Origin of the sequence: Streptomyces sp. NPDC059743, from assembly GCF_042732975.1 — a bacterium.
Taxonomy (GTDB): Bacteria; Actinomycetota; Actinomycetes; order Streptomycetales; family Streptomycetaceae; genus Streptomyces.
In genome coordinates, this window is record NZ_JBHWGS010000031.1 from 26,629 (window position 1) to 44,384 (window position 17,756).

Consider the following 17,756-nt stretch of genomic DNA (forward strand, 5'->3'; position numbering starts at 1 on the left):
ACTACCCACCACCACACACTCCCCCCGCGCCCGAGCCGGCCGCCGCCCCCCCCCCCCCCCCCCGCTTCCGTATGTCGTGTCTGTCCGCCGTGCCGAGCGGCGGCTACGCCGACTTCTCGTGGCGGCCGTCGTTCTTCACGATCCTCGGCTCGCGCGGTACCAGCGTCGGGTTCACGTTGTCGCGGACGACCTCCGCCGTGATGACGACGCGGGCCACGTCCTTGCGGGACGGGACCTCGTACATCACCGACTGGAGCACCTCTTCGAGGATCGCGCGCAGACCGCGCGCGCCCGTGCCGCGCAGGATCGCCTGGTCGGCGATGGCCTCCAGGGCCGGGCGATCGAAGTCCAGTTCCACACCGTCGAGTTCGAAGAGCCGCTGATACTGCTTCACCAGCGCGTTGCGCGGCTCGACCAGGATCTGGAGCAGCGCCTCGCGGTCCAGGTTGTGGACGGAGGTCAGCACGGGCAGACGGCCGATGAACTCCGGGATCATCCCGAACTTCACCAGGTCCTCCGGCATGACCTCCTGGAACTGGTCGCTCGCCTCGATCTCCCGCTTCGAGCGGATCGTCGCTCCGAAGCCGATGCCCTTCGCGCCCGCCCGCGACTCGATGATCTTCTCCAGACCGGCGAACGCGCCGCCCACGATGAAGAGCACATTCGTCGTGTCGATCTGGATGAACTCCTGGTGCGGATGCTTGCGTCCGCCCTGCGGCGGTACGGAGGCCGTCGTGCCCTCCAGGATCTTCAGCAGCGCCTGCTGGACGCCCTCGCCCGAAACATCACGCGTGATCGACGGATTCTCGCTCTTGCGGGCGACCTTGTCGATCTCGTCGATATAGATGATCCCGGTCTCGGCCTTCTTGACGTCGTAGTCGGCCGCCTGGATCAGCTTCAGCAGAATGTTCTCGACGTCCTCGCCCACATAGCCGGCCTCCGTGAGCGCCGTCGCGTCCGCGATGGCGAACGGTACGTTCAGCATCCGGGCGAGCGTCTGCGCGAGGAGCGTCTTGCCGGAGCCGGTCGGGCCCAGCAGCAGGATGTTCGACTTCGCCAGCTCGATCGCGTCCTCACGGCCGGACGCGCCACCGGTCTCACCGGCCTGCACACGCTTGTAGTGGTTGTAGACCGCCACCGACAGAGCCTTCTTCGCGGGCTCCTGGCCGACGACATAGCCTTCGAGGAACTCGTAGATCTCACGAGGCTTGGGCAGTTCCTCCCACCGCACCTCGGAGGTCTCCGCGAGCTCCTCCTCGATGATCTCGTTGCAGAGGTCGATGCACTCGTCGCAGATGTACACACCGGGACCCGCGATGAGCTTCTTCACCTGCTTCTGGCTCTTCCCGCAGAACGAGCACTTGAGCAGATCGCCGCCATCACCGATGCGTGCCACGAGGTGCTTCCCCTTCGCCTGGGAGCAGCTTTGGTTCAGCGGCTCCTGTGCCTCATATCCGACGGTACCTTGCTCGGGCCCCCGTTCGGGCCCCCCTTGGCGCGGTTCACATGGCCGTGGCATCCCGTCCCGGTCCCGTACGAACTCGACGGGACGGTCCGACAGGACCCCAACAGGACGCCGACCGGAGCCCGGCCGGACTCATGCGCGCACCGCGCCAAGGGCGCCGGGTGTGTCAGGCGGCCGCAGCGGCCGTGGTCTTGCGCGTCGACACGATCTGGTCGACCAGGCCGTACGCGAGCGCGTCGTCGGCGGTGAGGATCTTGTCGCGCTCGATGTCGTCGCGGACCTTCTCGATCGGCGTGGTGGAGTGCTTGGCCAGCATCTCTTCGAGCTGGGCACGCATCCGCAGGATCTCGTTGGCCGCGATCTCCAGGTCGGAGAGCTGCTCACGGCCGGTCTGGCTGGACGGCTGGTGGATGAGCACGCGCGCGTTGGGCAGGGCGAGCCGCTTGCCGGCGGTCCCGGCGGCGAGCAGGACGGCGGCGGCCGAGGCGGCCTGGCCCATGCACACGGTCTGGATGTCGGGCTTCACGAACTGCATGGTGTCGTAGATGGCCGTGAGGGCCGTCATCGAGCCACCGGGGCTGTTGATGTAGATCGAGATGTCCCGGTCGGGATCCATCGACTCCAGGCAGAGGAGCTGCGCCATGACGTCATTGGCGGAGGCGTCGTCGATCTGCACACCGAGGAAGATCACTCGCTCCTCGAAGAGCTTCGCGTACGGGTCGTACTCCCGCACGCCCTGCGAGGTGCGCTCCACGAAGCGCGGAACGACATAACGGTTGTCCACCTGCGGGCCGGTGTAGAGACCGCTCGCGGAGTAGTTGTTCATGTTGTGCATGTGGGTGTTCACCATCCTGTGGCGTTCGGTGGTCTTGGCCGGCCGATGCGGCTGGTGCGGCTGCTGCGGGGCGGCGGTGCTCAGGCCGCGGTGCTGCTCAGGCCCCGGTGCCGCCGCCGCCCGGAACGCCCGAAGCAGCGGAGATGATCTCGTCGATGATGCCGTAGTCCTTGGCCTCCTCGGCGGTGAACCAGCGGTCGCGGTCACCGTCGCGGATGATCGTCTCCTCCGACTGCCCGGTGTGGTGGGCGGTGATCTCGGCCATGCGCTTCTTCGTACGGAGAAGCTGCTCGGCCTGGATCTTGATGTCGGAGGCGGTGCCACCGAGGCCCGCGGAGCCCTGGTGCATGAGGATGTCGGTGTGCGGCAGCGCGAAGCGCTTGCCCGCCGTGCCACCGGTCAGCAGGAACTGGCCCATCGACGCGGCGAGACCCATACCGATGGTCACCACGTCGTTCGGGATGTACTGCATGGTGTCGTAGACGGCCATACCGGCCGTCACGGAACCGCCGGGGCTGTTGATGTACAGGAAAATGTCCTTCTCGGGCTCGGCCGCGAGGAGGAGGAGCTGCGCCGTGATCTTGTTCGCGATGTCGTCGTCGACCTGCTGGCCGAGGAAGATGATCCGCTCTCCGAGCAGCCGGCTGTAGACCTGGTCGCCGAGGCCACCACCGAGGGACGGCTCACCGGCGGCGTAAGGCATCAGATTCGTCACGTATACACCTGCTCGTCTCTGACGGCTTTGGCCGTCTCAGCGTCTTCGTACCGGGGACGGGAGACTCCCCAGCCCTCGTATTCATGGACCCTAACGCGCTGGTCGGCGGGCGCCATCCCGGTTCCGTGGCTGTTCGCTGGGAGCGCAAGGTAGTTGAAGGCCGCGAGGCTCTGTACGGCTCTGTAAGGGCCTGGGCGCGGACGCGAAGGGCCCCGGGGTCGCGTGGTGCGTCCGGGGCCCTTCCTGGCGTTCAGAGCGATGTACGGAGCGGCATCAGGACCGCCGGGGCGTCCGGGCGGGCCGGAGCGGCGTACGGCCGGACGCCTGCCTCGTACGGCCGCCCGCCCGGCGTCGGTCGGACCCCGGAGCGGTACGGCACGGTCACGGCGAGCGGTACGGCTCAGGCCTCGGTCTTGTCGCCCTTGTCGGCGCCCTTGTCCGCGGCGGCCGTGTCCTCGGCGGCGGCCTCGGCCGTCTCCGTGTCGGCGGCGGCCTCCACCGTCTCGTCGTCCTCATCCTCGTCGCTCAGGTCGACCAGCACACCATTGGTGTCCGTCACCTTCGCGGCCTCGACCACCACGGCCAGCGCCTTGCCGCGCGCGACCTCGCCCACGAGCATCGGCACCTGGCCGCCCTCGACGACCGCCTTGGCGAACTCGTCGGGAGACATCCCGGAGGACTGCGCGCGCCGCATGAGGTGCTCGGTGAGCTCCTCCTGGTTGACGTTCAGCTTCTCCTTGTTGACCAGCTCATCGAGGATGAACTGCGTCCGGATGCCCTTCTCCGCCTGCTCCTTGGTCTCGGTCTCGAACTCCTCCTCGGTCTTGCCCTGGATCTCCAGGTACTTCGCGAGGTCGAGTCCCATCTGGCCGAGCTGGTGGTGCTCCAGGTTGTGCTTACGGGTGTTGATCTCGTCCGCGAGCAGCTTCTCCGGGATCGGCACCTCGGCCAGCTTCAGCAGCTCCTCCAGGACGCGCTCCTGGGCCTGCGTGGCCTGGTCGTACTGGCGGTTGCCCTCAAGGCGCTTGCGGCTGTCCGCGCGCAGCGCTTCGAGCGTGTCGAACTCGCTCGCCATCTGGGCGAAGTCGTCGTCCAGCTCGGGCACCTCGCGCGCGGAGACCTGGGAGACCTTGACGGTGACCTCGGCCTCCTTGCCCTCGGCGGTGCCGCCCTTCAGCTCGGAGGTGAAGGTGGCCTCGCCGCCGGCCTCCAGACCGATGACGGCCTCGTCGACACCGTCGAGCAGCTCGCCGGAGCCGATGGTGTACTGCACACCGCTCGCGACACCATCGGGCAGCACCTCGCCGTCGACCTTGGCCTCCAGGTCGAGCGTCACGACATCGCCGTCGGCGGCGGCGCGCTCGACCGGAGCGGTGGAGGCGAAGCGGTCGCGGAGCGCCTCCACGGCCTTGTCCACGTCCTCCTCGGAGACCTCGATGGCGTCGACGGTGACCTCGATACCGGAGTAGTCCGGGATCTCGATGACCGGGCGGACGTCCACCTCGGCGGTGAAGGCGAGCAGCTCGCCGTCCTTCAGCTCGGTGATGTCGACGTCGGGCTGGCCGAGGACATTCAGCTCACCCTCGTTGACCGCGTCGGTGTAGAACTTCGGGAGGGCGTCGTTGACCGCCTCCTCCAGCACAGCACCACGCCCGAACCGCTGGTCGATGATCCGGGCCGGGATCTTGCCCTTGCGGAAGCCCTTCACCGTGACCTGCTGGTTGATCTTCTTGTACGCCGCGTCGAGGCTGTCCTTGAGCTCCTCGAAGGGCACCTCGACAGTGAGCCGAACCCGAGTCGGGTTCAGGGTCTCCACGGCGCTCTTCACGGTTCGGTCTCCTTGGTGGCTGATTCTGGGGTTCTGCTGTGTCCGCCGCTCTCCGGCGGCCCAGCGGATTCGGCCCGGCTCATCAGAGACTCTTCAGACACACGGGCACGCAGCTTGCATAGTAACCGCAAGCGGGAAGGCCCCCACAATGCGCTGCCGCGCTGCGATCCTGCGTAAATGGTCGGGGTGGCCGGATTCGAACCGACGACCTTCCGCTCCCAAAGCGGACGCGCTACCAAGCTGCGCCACACCCCGTCGGTGCGACACGTAGGGTACATGCCCGCGGGCGCCACGTCGGCCTCTTTGTCTGCCGTACGCCAGGTGTGCGGCGAACAGCGCGGACCCGCTACGATGTTGTCCGTGCCGAGGTCCTGCGGGCCCGCGGCACACGCTGTGCGGGCGTAGCTCAATGGTAGAGCCCTAGTCTTCCAAACTAGCTACGCGGGTTCGATTCCCGTCGCCCGCTCCATGGCCTCCGGCCCGACCGCGTGCGTACGCCACCGGTCGGGCCGGTGGCGTTTCAGGGGATCGTACGCATCAGAAGCTGATGCCGATCCAGCCGATCTAGAAGCTGATCTGGTTGATCGTGTCGGCTATCGAGTTGAGGAACCGGTTCACCGACGGCGCCATATTGGTGGACGCGAGGAAGAAGCCGAAGAGGATCGCCACGATCGCCGGCCCGGCCTTGAGCGAACCGCCGCGGATCAGCACCACCATGATGATCGCCAAGAGAAGCACCACTGACAGCGAAATGGCCACAACTGATCACACCCTCGGTCGGTCCGCCTAGCCCTGCCGCGCGGGAGCGCGCGACGCTCACACCCCGCTCCGCACCCCGCCCGACCATGGTGCCATCAACCTCCGTATGGGTGGCGTCGGGTGACGGTTCATCGCCATCGGGATCGCGCCATTCGCACACCGGGCGCGCCGCGCTCGTACCACGTACTCGGCGCCTCGATTCCCAGCTCATGACCGACTCCCGGGACAAATCACCCGACGACTCGTGGTGGCCGACACGCCGTGAACCGACCGGCGGTCATCAGCCAAACCGCAGCCTCCGAGGCATCTGCCGGGCGCCAAAAGTTGCTCAGTAAATCGTTTGGTAAACTAATTACTGACGATTCCTTGACGCTTCCTTGACCTTGACGAATCGAAGGCCGACTCAAGGCCGACTCACAGACGGACCCGAAGACGGAGGAGCGATCCCATCGGACACGCGGAGACCCTCATAGCCATGGGCGGCGCCTTCCTCGCCGCCGCCGTACTCGCCCGGCTGGGCAGCCGGATCGAGCTGCCCACGATCCCTCTCTTCATCCTGGCCGGGATCCTTCTCGGTCCTCACACGCCCGGCATCGTGCTGGTCTCCGATCCGCACGACCTGGAGATGCTCAGCGCCCTGGGCCTGGTCCTGCTGCTCTTCTATCTGGGCCTGGAATTCCATCTGGACGACCTCAAGGCGGGCGGCCGGAAGATGGCCCTCGCGGGCGGCACCTATCTCGCCCTGAACGTCGGCGCGGGCCTCGGCTTCGGCTTCGCGCTCGGCTGGGGCACGAGCGAGGCGCTGGTGCTGGCCGGAGTGCTCGGCATCTCCTCGTCCGCCATCGTCACCAAGGTGCTGGTCGACCTCGGCCGGATCGGCAATCCGGAGACCAAGCCCATCCTCGGCATCATCGTCGTCGAGGACATCTTCCTGGCCCTCTATCTCGCGGCCCTGCAACCGATCCTGTCCGGCGCCGACAGCCTCTCGGCGGCGGTGATGGACGGAGCGAAGGCTTTCGGTTTCCTGCTGGCTCTCGCGCTCGCGGCCCGGTACGGCACAAAGCTGGTGGGCCGGTTCATCGCCACCAAGGACGACGAACTGCTGGTGATCTCCTTTCTCGGCATCGCGGTCTTCGTGGCGGGCGTGTCGGAATGGTTCGGAGTCGCGGACGCCATCGGCGCGTTCATGGTCGGCCTGATGCTCGGCGGTACGACCTCGGGCGACCGGATACGCAAACTCGTCCATCCTCTGCGCGATGCCTTCGGCGCGATTTTCTTCTTCGCCTTCGGCCTCTCGATCAATCCGGGCGATCTGCCGACCGTTCTGTGGCCGGTACTGGCCGCCGTCGCCGTGACGCTGGTCATGAACATAGTCGCGGGCATCTCCGCCGCCAGAATCAACGGTTTCGGCGCCGGACCGGCGGCCAATATCTCCACCACGCTGCTGGCACGCGGCGAATTCGCCCTGATCCTCGCCACCATGGCCGCCGGGGCGAGCCTGGACGCGCGGCTCGCCCCTTTCATCGCGGGTTACGTACTGATTCTGGCCGTACTGGGCCCACTGGCGGCCGGCCGGTCGCACTGGCTGGCGCGCGTACTGCCGGGCGGACGCGGCCGTAACGGTGGCGACAGCGGGCGACCAGGCGAACCGGGCCGCCTCGAAGAGGCATCAGCCACACACTGAGTCCGGCGTCCGCTCCTTCGCCACGCACTCGAACCAGACCGTCTTCCCGCCGTCCACCTGCGGAGTCACACCCCACCGGTCGGTCACGGCCTCCACCAGCAGCAACCCGCGCCCGCCCTCGGCCAGTTCATCCTCCGGCCCGCCGTCCGAGCTTGGCTGCTTTACGTATGGCACGCCGGGCGCCCTGTCCGTCACCTCGACGCGCAGCGCGCCCGGCCGCCATACGAACAGCACGGAACATCCTCGGCCCGGCACATGCCGAACCACATTCGCGAGCAGCTCGGTCAGCGCCAATTCGGCGGCCTCGCACAATTCTTCCAATTCCCAGGCACAAAGGTACGTCCGTACGATCCGACGCAGGTGCCGGGCGGAATGCTCACCGACAGTGAAACTCATGCCATAGCACGAAGGTGGGTAATCGGCGCTGGTCTGCACGCTAACTCCAGCTCGACGGAGACGAATTGTTGGGTTCACCTTCCAAGATTGCGACGACTCAACTACTCTCGGCTACGGAACGAGCGTAACGCTCCGGAAAGTTGGAGGCTGTCGTGAAGAACACGCGAGACCTGGACCCGAGCGCTTCACCTCTCGATTACTACGGCGCAGAGCTGAGGCGATTGAGAGAAGCCGCCGGCCTCAGTCAGAGGCAACTCGGCGACATCATCTTCTGTACGGGCTCACTGATCGGCCAGATCGAGACCGCCCACAAGGTCCCAACCAGGCCATTCTCGGAAGCCCTCGACGCGGCGCTCGGAACGGGAGGCACATTCACACGGCTGTTGCCGCTGGTGCTGAAGAGTCAACTTCCGCCGTGGTTCCAGCCGTACGTGGACATGGAACAGCGGGCGTCGTACATCAGCGCGTTCGAGAGTCAGTTGGTGTACGGCCTGCTCCAGACCGAGGAGTACGCAACGGCGGTACTGGGCGCCGTCACTCTGGACAAGCTCACTGAGCGAGTCATGGCCAGGCTGGAGCGCCAGCGCATTCTGACGCAGGAGAACCCGCCGCTGGTCTGGGTGGTGCTCAGCGAGGCAACGCTCTATCTGGAAATCGGCGGCCGGAAGGTCATGCGGGAGCAGCTAGCCCATCTGCTGAGCTTCAAAGACGCGGAGTGGGTCCAGATCCAGATACTGCCGTTCACGGCGGGCGCTCACGCCGGTCTCCCGGGCTCCTTCACCATCCTGCGCTCGGATGACGCTCCGGACTTCGCCCACTCCGATGGCTACGAAGGTGACCACTGGACGGCCAATCCGCAGGAGGTCAAGTCCCGTTCGCTCCGTTACGATCATTTGCAGGCCGCCGCGCTCTCCGTGGAGGACTCGGCGGCGATGATCGCCCGCGTAATGGAGGAACGCTATGGAGAGCAACCCGAACCTGACGGGCGCACGCTGGCGTAAGTCGAGCTACAGCAGCGACACCGGCGGCACCTGCGTCGAGTGCGCCACGGTCGGAGCCACGGCCTGGCAGAAGTCGAGCCACAGCGGCGACACCGGCGGCGAGTGCGTCGAGGTCGCCGCCTGCACCGCCGCCGTCGCCGTACGCGACTCGAAGAACCCACAGGGCCCGGCCTTCGCCGTCGCACCGCACGCCTTCACCACGTTCGTCACCGCCACCGCAACCGGCGCGCTGACTCCCGTACACCCGTAGTCGCCTACCCGGAGAGGTGGGCGCGGACCAGCCCAAACAGGCCCGCGCCCACCTCTCCGTGCGCCCTGGGTCCGCGACGGGCTCCGGCTCCCGCTCTTCTAGGTGTTCGAGGCCATGACGTTGGTGACGTCGCCTGGTGATGCTCGCCGTGTGCGGTCCTGCCCGGCGATGGCCTCGGCGACCTCTTGGATGGCGCCACGAAGAAGGTCACCGTAGGTGTCCTGAGGAAGGCTGGGGGCGTGCGCTCTGGCCGCGTTGATGTGCTCGTCGGCGGCTTCGAAGGAGCCGAGCCGTCGGTGAGCAGCGGTGCAGCGGGTCGCCGGTGACACCGATCGCGGACCACAGGCCCAGCAGTTTCTGGCGGGCGGAAGCGTTGTCACCGGCTCGGCCTTCTGTGACGGCCTGGCCGATGGCTTGCATGGTCGGGTCGGGGCCGGCGGGTGCGGTGGCCATGAAGTGTTCCTCGTCGTCTTTCTCAGGCGGAATGGCCGGACTCAGGCGGAGTGGTCGGACTTGATGGGCATGGCCAGTGTGGTGAGATCGCCGCGGTCGGCGGAGCGGATGGTGGCGGGCTGGTCGTTTCCTCTCAGGTCGAGCATCACCTCGGGGCCGATCGCGGTGCTCACGGCGGGATAGAGCGTGGTCAACTCGAACCAGATCTGGAGGTCCTGCCCCGTCGTGGTGGCCGGGAGCGGGACGCCGGGATGTTCGTCATCCGCCGACACGACGTTCACTCCGTGGTCGGCAACGTGCAGCGCGATGCGCTCGCCGGGCTGGTCCTCCAGGGCTCGCAGGAGCAGTTCCTTCGAGACCGTCACGCGCGTGGTGACCTCGCCCAGTGACGCGAGCATCAGCCGATGGTCGGGGAATTCCTCGGGCAGCAAACGGCAATGCCGGTCCACCCGGTCGGCCGTGCGGAGCCAGATCCCGTGCGGCACCGCTTCCAGTCGCACCAGTGTGCTGCGGCGGATCTCGGCGACCGCGGCCCGCAGTTCGTCACCGTCGACCGTTCCAGCCCACGTCTGCCTCGGCGGTTCAGCTGGTACCAGGGTTCGGGTGGAGAGCCGGTACCGGTCAGTCGCAGTCAGGATGACCGCCTCATGACTCGCCTCGATACGCAGGCCGGCGAGTACCGGCATCCCGGGCTCATGTGCGGCCGCGGTCAGGACCTGCTCGACCGCGTCCGCCAGCACGGGACCCTTCAGCGCCGTAATCGGCAGACCTGGCACGTTGCCGAGCACGGACTTGATGACAGCAGCCTTCTGTTGTGCCGCTGCCGCGTCCTCCATGACCTTTGACACATGCTCGTCGAGCAGCCGGGATGCCTCGTCAGCCCCGGCGTCGAGGACAGCCTCGACAGCAGCGAGTGGCATGGCGATCTCGCGAAGCTGACGCAGTACGGTCGCCCGCGCCACCTGGTCAGCGCTGTAAAAGCGGTAGCCCAAGACCGGATCGACTTCGGCAGGGGACAGCAGCCCGGAGTCGGCGTAGAACCGCAACGCGCTGGAGGTCAGACCACTGCGTCGGGCGAAGAGCCCGATCGGCATCAGCTCAGAATGTGGCACCTCGCCATCATTGAGCTTCAACCAACTCGAAGGTCAACACCAACGAGGAGCCGTCGTGCTCAGGTGCTGCCCTGCTTCGGCTTCCGACGTGCGGCAGATCTCAGTTGCGGTGCGTCCGTGGCTCGCGGTGGTATTCCGGCATGAGCAGAATTGCTGAGGTCATCGTGCTGGCGCAGGACGCGGACGAGGTCATGGAGCCGTTGACGCGGCATGACGACGCGCGGACCTGGAACGGAGTGTTCTTCGAGATGCGGCCCGGCGGAAACTGGGGATTCGGCTGGGGTACGGAGTTCGTGCGGATGCGCAGTAGATCCGGGCTGTTGAAGCACCTGGAGTCCTTGCCGTGGCCCCGGCCGGAGACGGTGCAGGTCCTGATCCACGACGAGGAGGATGACTGCTTCGGGCTGTGGATGATCCACGACGGCAAGCTGGTGGAAATACCTCTTCCGCGCACGCGGCGGGCCTACTGGTCCGGACCGCACAACGAAGAGTTCCCGCCCGATCCCGGGATCCTGAGCAGGACGGACGGTCACGCCCGTGACTGGCCCTGGCCGGAGGAGATCGAGGGCGGCGACCAGTCCCGGCCTCCGGCCTGGTGAGGGCGATGGCGGGCGTGGCGTCCTAGGCGATCGTCCCGACCGTTTCTCTGACCTTCGCGGCGAGCTCGGCGGGCAGTGGTGCGTAGCCCATTTCGGAGATGGACCGCTGGCCTTCCGCACCCGCGGTGTAGGTCAGGAAGGACTTCAGGGCGTCGAGTGTGCCGGGCAGGTTGCCCTTGTCGCAGACGATCTCGTACGTGACGAGCAGGAGTGGATACGCGCCCTCGGCGCTGGTCGAGTAGTCGATGTCGACGGCCAGGTCCTTGCCCGTACCGACCACTCGCGAGGCGGCGATGCCCTCGGAGGCGGTCTCCGTGGTGGGCTCGACGGGCCGGTCGGCGCCGGTATCGAGGTTGACGGTGTTCAGGTTGTTGGCGATCGCGTAAGTCAGTTCGACGTAACCGATCGATCCGTTCACCTGCTTCACCTGCTCGGCCACGTCGCTGGAGGACTGTGCTCCCAGGCCGCCCGGCGCGAGCCAGGCGAGGTCGGGAGCGTAGGGCCAGTTGTCGTTCCCTGCGGTGGCGGTCAGGTACCTGCTGAGTGTCTGGTTGACGCCGGACGAGGAGGAGCGGTGGAAGGCCTGGATCGGGAGGGCGGGCAGGACGACGCCTGGATTCAGCTCTTTGATGGCGGCGTCGTTCCAGCTCGTGATCTTCCCGGTGTAGATCTTGGCGATTGCCGGGGAATCGAGGACGAGGTTGTCAACGCCGGGGATGTTGTGGGCGAGGGCGACAGGGCTGCCGAGCATGGGCAGATTGATGCCCGTGCCGCCGCCCTGGCAGATGCTCTTCGACTGCTCAACTTCGGTGGGTTTGAGTGCGGCGTCGGAGCCCGAGAAGGCGGTGAGGCCCGTGAGGAACTCGGAGATACCGGCGCCGGAGCCCTTGGCGCTGTAATTGATCTGGGTGTTGGGACAGGCCGCGCTGTAGTCCTTGATCCAGGTGTCCATGGCGGTCTTCTGGACGGACGAGCCGGAGCCCACGAGACTCTGGCCGCTGTCGTCGCACACCGGCGCGGACACGGGCTCGGACGAGGAGGCCTTCGGGTCGTCGGAGGCCTGGGAGCCGCCTTCGCCCGGGCTGTTGAGGTCGCCACGGTCGGAGATCGCGTTGTTGATGACTGGGGTGAGGGAGGCGACGGCGGCGACGAGGAGGCCGCTGATCAGCATCTTGGTGCGGTGCTTACGGGCCCAGGGCTGGGACTGGGACGGACCTGCCGAGGTGGGGGCCTGGGCGGGCTCAGGGTCGGCCGGGGCGGGCTTCGGCTCAGCCTGGGACGTGTCCGAGTGGTCGACGCCGGTGACGGCGGCGGCGAGAGGCGAAGGGAGCCAGGGCGACTGTTTGAGGGCGAGGGCGAGCGTCCGGGTGCGGTCGTCCGGAGCCGCTGCTGTCGCCGCCGGTGCGTCCGGGTCGAGTTGGGGGACCGCCGCGACAAGTCCCGCAAGTTCATGGAGGAGTTGAGGGACGGTGGGCCGGACGCCGGGATCCTTGGCCAGGCAGCGCGCCACGATGTCCCGTACATGTACGGGGAGTTCGGCCAGGTCCGGTTCCTCGTGGACGACGCGGTAGCCCATGGCGTGCGACGAACCGGTCCCGAACGGCCCGTGCCCGGTGGCCGCGAAGGCCAGTACCGCGCCGAGGCAGAACACGTCGGCGGCGGGTCCGACGGTCTGGCGGGTGAACTGTTCCGGCGCCATGAAACCGGGCGTACCGACGATCAGGCCGGTGCTGGTGAGCGCGTCGGCGCCCGCCTCCATGGCGATGCCGAAGTCGATGACGCGAGGTCCGTCGGCGGCGAGCAGGACGTTCGAGGGCTTGAGGTCGCGGTGGATCAGCCCGGCGGCGTGGATGGCCTGCAAGGCCTCGGCGAGGCCGGCGCCGAGGGCGTACACCGATGGTTCGGGCAGTGTTCCGTGCCGCGCGACGGCCTCGGCGAGCGAGAGGCCCGGTACGTACAGCGTGGCCAGCCAGGGCGCCGCGCCGTGCGGATCCACGCCGACGACGGCGGCGGTGAAGGCGCCGCTGACGGCCTGCGCGGCGGATGCCTCGCGCGCGAACCGTTCCCGGAAGCCCGGCTCGTCCGCCAGCTCCGGCCGGATGACCTTCACGGCCACCTGCCGCCCGCCCGGAGAGGCCGCGAGATAGACCCGGCCCATCCCGCCGACGCCCAGCCGGCCCGTGATCCGGTACGGTCCCACCTGCTCCGGATCGTCGGCCGTCAGAGCTTTCACCACAGCCCGCACTCCCCCAACTCGCCCAGCCCTTGCGCCCGAGAGCGTACCGGCCGAAGACCGCGCGCACGGCGCGGGCGGGGGCGGGCGGGGGCGGGCCGACGGGACGCGAGCGTTGTCGTGGGTGTGCGGGTGGGAGGTGCCTGTTTCTTTCCCGGCCGTCGGGCTGGTGGGTGGTGTGCGCGGGAGTGGAGTGGGGTGGTGGCGCGTGGGTTTGGCGTCGGACGGTTGGTGAGTGGTTGGGGTTCAGGACCGCTGCTGGGGTGGGGTTGTCGGGTGCGGGTCACGACCGAGGGGTAGTCGGGGTGGGCCGGTAGGTCTCGTGCCGCGTGGGGGCCGCCCCTTGAGGTTTCAGTTTCGCGACTCCGGGCCGGGCGTCAAGGGCGCTCCTCCGTCGCGTCGGCTGCGCCGATTCCGCTGCGCTCCACCCTTGACACCCGACCCTCCATCGCAAGTACAGGCATGGGAGGGGCGGCCCGGGGGGAGGGGTCCCCGGGGAGCTCAGATATGGGTGCCTGTTTCTTCCCGGCCTGCGCCCCGGTGGGTGGTCTGCGCAGCAGTGGAATGGGGCTTCTGGGCTCTGCTTAGCGTCAGACGGCCCGTCTGCCAGTTGGGGTTCAGTCCCGTGTCTGAGCTGGGTGGGTGGTGGGGTGGGCGGGGCTATCCGAAAGGAAAATGGGCCCGTGCGGGCCGTCGATACGTCCTGAGGACGGCCTATCGCTACTCAGGACACAAGACCGGCCTCGGAACACTCCCAATGGGCGGACAAACACGGGCATATGGGGCATTGCCTGATGGCTGCTGCCCCCTCACCTAGATATGTGGGCCGTCCGATGGCCTTTTGCGTCCTATGGACGCGAGGAGCGGACGAACATGGGCCTGCCGCTCCACCACTGGGCTTCTGGCCTGGCGGATGGGATGGGGCTGATGCCCGGGGTGCCACTCGGACACGAATCTCAGACACGGTCCTGAACCCCAGCAAGCAGCGGACGGTCTGACGCTGAGCCGGTGCCGGGCCGCCCCATTCCACTGCCGCGCAGACCACCCACCGAGCCGCAGGCCGGGAAAGGACCGGCACCCACCAGGCTCCTCCCCGGGGACCCCTCCCCCGGGCCGCCCCTCCCACCTTCCTTCAGCGGGGGCGGGACGGGAGTCAAGGGTGACCGAAGGTCATCGCGCAGCGACGCGACGAAGGAGCGCCCTTGACGCCCGGCACGACCCCGCCACAATCAAAAACAGAGGGGCGGCCCCCACGCGGCACAAGACCTGCCGGTTCAGCCCGACTACCTCTTGGTCGTGACCCGCACCCGACAACCCCACCCTTACAGCGGTCCTGAACCCCAACCAACAGCCGACGGTCAGACGCCAAACCGACGCGCCACCGCCCCACTCCACTCCCGCGCACACCACCCACCAGCCCGGCAGCCGGGAAAGAAACAGGCACCACCCACCGGGATTCGTCAGACGCCCGCGCCATCGGCCGACTACTGTACGGATACGCCGCGTTGCTCACCGCGGTCAGCTGAGGAGGAATCCCATGTCATCGCCCTGCGACCCCAAGTACGCTCCCGCCGGCGATGTGGGCGCGGCGCTCATGATGATCGACTCCCGGCTCAAAGTCATCCACGACGGCGGGACCGGGACCGATCCCGAACAGAAGGCGCTGATCGGCCAGTTCACCGCGTCACTGGGCCCCAGGGGAGCCAATGACGTGCTGGACGGCGCGTGCACGCTTATCTTCATGTTCACGAAGTGGCTGCGGATGGCCTACGAGGACCACGACAAGGATGTCATCGAGTACGTGGTGCCCAGCCTCGTGGCCACGATGCGCATGATGCCCAGGAGCGTCCGCCCCGAGGCCATCCCCACCATGGCCGGCATGGTCATCGCCGCGGGCACCGGCCTGAGCCCCAACCTGTGGCGCAAGCAGTACGGATCCTGGACCCAGGACGAGATGACCCCCCTGGAAGCCACCGCCTTCCTCCTCGCGGAACACATCAACCGCATCACCGACGACCCCGACTTCGCCACCCGCATGATCACCGAAGCCCTCTCCAGGGCGGACGAAGACTGACGTCATATCCGTCGCGAGAGCCCTCTCGGGCGACGGCCTTCTCCCACCTCGTTGTCGGCCTCGGACACGCTCTCCCCTCCAGTGGATGTCTGCGCGAGACACTTCCCAGCCTGACGGTCCGGCGAACGCTGGGTGCCCTCGTCGACAAGTACGGGGTGTGGCCGCCGACCGCGCGGCCATGGGAGGGGACCTGATGGAACCGGACGACGACGATCTGCTGGTGCGCTCGGCGCGTGACCCTGTGGCCTTCGAGCCGCTGGTCGAGCACCATGCCCACGCCCTGCACGGCTATCTGGCCCGCCGGGCGCCCGCCGTCGCGGACGACCTGCTGGCGGAGGTCTGGCTTCAGGCGTACACCAGCCGCACCACCTTCGACGCCGCCCGTGGCACGGCTCGCACCTGGCTCTTCGGAGTGGCCAGGAATGTGCTGGCCGCGCACTGGCGGCGCAGTGCGCCGGAACGGCCGGGGGCGGCCGGTGGCGAGGACCATGCCGTAAGTGATCCGTGGCAGGCGGTGGACGAACGGCTGGACGCCGCCGCGGTCGCGCCCTCGATACGCCGCACGTTGGACCAGCTCCCGCACGCGGAGCGCGAATTGCTGCTGCTCATCGCCTGGGAGCAGCTCACGCCGACCGAGGCCGCGGCCGTGATCGGCATCCCGGCGGGCACCGCCCGGTCCCGACTGCACCGCGCCCGCGCACGGCTGCGCCAGGCGCTTGAACCGGCCACCGTACTTCCCCGGACAGGAGACCCCGCATGACCACGATCACCGACAATGACGCACACGACCTTGACCCTGATTTCCTGGACTTCGCCGGTGCCGAGGCACTGCGTGCGGCCGGGCGGGTGGAGCCGGCGGACGGGAAGGCTGTCGACGCCGCCCGCAGGGCCGTACGGGAGGCTGTGGCCAGGGACATGGCCACTACGACCGGCGGGCGTGGCCGGCGTCGGCGCCGGTTCACGGTATCGGCGGTTGCCGTGGCCGCGGTGGCCGCGGGGGTCCTTGTCCTGCCGGTGACCGGGATGGACGGCGCGCCGCCCGCCAGTGCGAACGCGGCGACCTTCCTGCGGGACGTCGCGGACACGGCGGCGGAGAAGCCCGCTTCCCACGCCCGGTACTGGAAGGTGCGCGCGCGCTACGCCATGAGCACGCGGCCGGGCCAGGAGCAGACGACCTGGTACAGCCGCACCTCCGTTACTATCAGAAACCCCGGAGGCAGGGAGTCGAGCGTCTGCCACGGCGATTTCTGCACCTTCGACAAAAGGGTCGGACAGACGTCCTGGTCGGTCGGAGGCGAGCTGGTCACCTGGGACGAACTTGCTGAACTGCCCACCGACCCGCAGGCCTTGAGGACCAGGCTCCTCGGCGGTTCCACCGACGGCGACCGCTCCCTCTACAACGGCATCGTGCAACTCCTCGCCACTGCACCGTCGGGGCCACACCTGCGCGCGGCCCTCTTCGAGATCCTCGCGGGCATGGACGGCGTACGACTTCTCGGACCGATGAGGGACGGCGAGGGACGGCAGGGCACCGCCGTGGAGTGGCAGGGCCCGGCCGTGCACCACATCCTCATCGTGGATCCGGCCAGCAGCACAGTGCTGGAGCACAGGGAAAAGCTCGGCACGCCGCCCGGGCGGTGGGCCACCACGTTCCTGTCAACCGGCCCGACATCAGAACTCGGCTGACCGAACAACGGAGTCGGGAGGAGATGGACCGATGAAAAAGGGGCGGCCGACTCGACGTCGGCCGCCCCTCAGGAACTCCGCACCCCACGCCCACAGGGACGGCCCCGAGCCGACAGACACCGGTTCACCGCCCCGGGAGCAGGCACCCACCGGGTACGTCCTGAGGACGGCCTATCGCTACTCAGGACACAAGACCAGCCTCCGGGGACTCCCAACGAGCGGATAAATAGGGGCATACGGGGCACCAATCGATGCCCACCAGCCTCCTCCCCGAACCTGAGGGCCGTCCGACCGTCTCTTGTGTCCTGCGGACGCAAGAGCGAGTCTTTCCACGCCCAGACGGATGGAATGGGCTGATGCCCGGGGTGCCATGCGGTCACGGATCTCAGACACGGTCCTGAACCCCGGCAAAAGGACGGTGGTCAGACGCTGAGCCGACGCGTCACCGCCCCATTCCACTGCCGCGCACACCACCCACCGGCCAGCAGGCCGGAAAGAAACAAGGACCCATAACTGAGCCCCCCGGGGACCCCTCCCCCGGGCCGCCCCTCCCACCTTCCTCCAGCGGGGGCGGGACGGGCGTCAAGGGTGGAGCGCAGCGCAATCGGCGCAGCCGACGCGACGAAGGAGCGCCCTTGACGCCCGGCACGACCCCGCCACAATCAA

General features: G+C 67.9%; 15 protein-coding genes, 2 tRNA genes and 1 pseudogene. 8 read left to right on the forward strand and 10 right to left on the reverse strand.

The window, feature by feature from the left end; translation table 11 throughout:
* Positions 1-103 precede the first annotated feature (103 nt).
* The 5 genes from clpX to ACFV6H_RS36880 form a co-directional block, all read right to left on the reverse strand.
* Complete coding sequence (gene clpX / locus ACFV6H_RS36860; RefSeq protein WP_066949776.1) at positions 104-1,396, reverse strand: ATP-dependent Clp protease ATP-binding subunit ClpX; 1,293 nt, start codon at positions 1,394-1,396, stop codon at positions 104-106.
* A 235-nt stretch (positions 1,397-1,631) separates the two neighbouring features.
* Positions 1,632-2,315, reverse strand: coding sequence for an ATP-dependent Clp protease proteolytic subunit (locus ACFV6H_RS36865; protein ID WP_384986275.1), 684 nt, complete (start codon positions 2,313-2,315; stop codon positions 1,632-1,634).
* Positions 2,316-2,397: 82 nt separating this feature from the next.
* On the reverse strand, positions 2,398-3,003 hold the full coding sequence (locus tag ACFV6H_RS36870; protein WP_384986343.1) for an ATP-dependent Clp protease proteolytic subunit: 606 nt from the start codon (positions 3,001-3,003) through the stop codon (positions 2,398-2,400).
* 412 nt (positions 3,004-3,415) lie between these two features.
* Positions 3,416-4,843, reverse strand: coding sequence for a trigger factor (tig, locus tag ACFV6H_RS36875; RefSeq protein ID WP_385551131.1), 1,428 nt, complete (start codon positions 4,841-4,843; stop codon positions 3,416-3,418).
* Positions 4,844-5,021: 178 nt separating this feature from the next.
* Positions 5,022-5,098: transfer RNA gene (locus tag ACFV6H_RS36880), tRNA-Pro, on the reverse strand.
* A 140-nt stretch (positions 5,099-5,238) separates the two neighbouring features.
* Here ACFV6H_RS36880 and ACFV6H_RS36885 point away from each other — a divergent pair.
* Positions 5,239-5,312 (forward strand) — tRNA-Gly (locus ACFV6H_RS36885).
* Between the two features lie 95 nt (positions 5,313-5,407).
* Here ACFV6H_RS36885 and ACFV6H_RS36890 read toward each other — a convergent pair.
* Positions 5,408-5,602, reverse strand: a complete 195-nt coding sequence (locus ACFV6H_RS36890) for a hypothetical protein (RefSeq protein WP_093602297.1) — start codon at positions 5,600-5,602, stop codon at positions 5,408-5,410.
* 475 nt (positions 5,603-6,077) lie between these two features.
* Here ACFV6H_RS36890 and ACFV6H_RS36895 point away from each other — a divergent pair, with 475 nt between their 5' ends.
* Positions 6,078-7,286 (forward strand): cation:proton antiporter, encoded by a 1,209-nt coding sequence (locus ACFV6H_RS36895; protein ID WP_385551133.1) that lies wholly within the window; start codon positions 6,078-6,080, stop codon positions 7,284-7,286.
* Here the strand turns inward: ACFV6H_RS36895 and ACFV6H_RS36900 are convergent.
* Positions 7,272-7,682 (reverse strand): ATP-binding protein, encoded by a 411-nt coding sequence (locus ACFV6H_RS36900; protein ID WP_385551152.1) that lies wholly within the window; start codon positions 7,680-7,682, stop codon positions 7,272-7,274. The two genes, ACFV6H_RS36895 and ACFV6H_RS36900, sit on opposite strands and share 15 nt — an antisense overlap.
* 152 nt (positions 7,683-7,834) lie before the next feature.
* Here ACFV6H_RS36900 and ACFV6H_RS36905 point away from each other — a divergent pair, with 152 nt between their 5' ends.
* Both ACFV6H_RS36905 and ACFV6H_RS36910 read left to right on the forward strand, forming a co-directional pair.
* Complete coding sequence (locus ACFV6H_RS36905; RefSeq protein ID WP_385551135.1) at positions 7,835-8,683, forward strand: helix-turn-helix domain-containing protein; 849 nt, start codon at positions 7,835-7,837, stop codon at positions 8,681-8,683.
* Entirely contained in the window at positions 8,643-8,933 is a 291-nt protein-coding gene (locus ACFV6H_RS36910) for a DUF397 domain-containing protein (RefSeq protein ID WP_385551137.1), read from the forward strand. Before ACFV6H_RS36905 ends, ACFV6H_RS36910 begins: the two co-directional genes overlap by 41 nt.
* Positions 8,934-9,031: 98 nt before the next feature.
* On the opposite strand, the pseudogene ACFV6H_RS36915 reads toward ACFV6H_RS36910, so the two are convergent.
* Both ACFV6H_RS36915 and ACFV6H_RS36920 read right to left on the reverse strand, forming a co-directional pair.
* A pseudogene (locus ACFV6H_RS36915) lies at positions 9,032-9,386 on the reverse strand (hypothetical protein).
* A 41-nt stretch (positions 9,387-9,427) separates the two neighbouring features.
* Positions 9,428-10,498: a MerR family transcriptional regulator gene (locus ACFV6H_RS36920; RefSeq protein ID WP_385551139.1), complete on the reverse strand. Its 1,071-nt coding sequence runs from the start codon at positions 10,496-10,498 to the stop codon at positions 9,428-9,430.
* Positions 10,499-10,638: 140 nt separating this feature from the next.
* Here ACFV6H_RS36920 and ACFV6H_RS36925 point away from each other — a divergent pair, with 140 nt between their 5' ends.
* Positions 10,639-11,097 (forward strand): hypothetical protein, encoded by a 459-nt coding sequence (locus tag ACFV6H_RS36925; RefSeq protein WP_385551141.1) that lies wholly within the window; start codon positions 10,639-10,641, stop codon positions 11,095-11,097.
* A 22-nt stretch (positions 11,098-11,119) separates the two neighbouring features.
* Here the strand turns inward: ACFV6H_RS36925 and pstS are convergent, their stop codons facing one another.
* On the reverse strand, positions 11,120-13,330 hold the full coding sequence (gene pstS / locus ACFV6H_RS36930) for a phosphate ABC transporter substrate-binding protein PstS (protein WP_385551143.1): 2,211 nt from the start codon (positions 13,328-13,330) through the stop codon (positions 11,120-11,122).
* Between the two features lie 1,537 nt (positions 13,331-14,867).
* Here pstS and ACFV6H_RS36935 point away from each other — a divergent pair.
* The 3 genes from ACFV6H_RS36935 to ACFV6H_RS36945 all read left to right on the forward strand — a co-directional run bounded on the left by ACFV6H_RS36935 (position 14,868) and on the right by ACFV6H_RS36945 (position 17,090).
* Positions 14,868-15,404, forward strand: coding sequence for a hypothetical protein (locus ACFV6H_RS36935; protein ID WP_385551145.1), 537 nt, complete (start codon positions 14,868-14,870; stop codon positions 15,402-15,404).
* Between the two features lie 193 nt (positions 15,405-15,597).
* The gene (locus ACFV6H_RS36940; protein ID WP_385551147.1) at positions 15,598-16,164 is read left to right on the forward strand and encodes an RNA polymerase sigma factor; all 567 of its coding nucleotides are present in this window, start codon (positions 15,598-15,600) and stop codon (positions 16,162-16,164) included.
* Entirely contained in the window at positions 16,161-17,090 is a 930-nt protein-coding gene (locus tag ACFV6H_RS36945; RefSeq protein ID WP_385551149.1) for a CU044_5270 family protein, read from the forward strand. The genes ACFV6H_RS36940 and ACFV6H_RS36945 overlap by 4 nt, the downstream gene beginning before the upstream one ends.
* Positions 17,091-17,756: the final 666 nt, after the last annotated feature.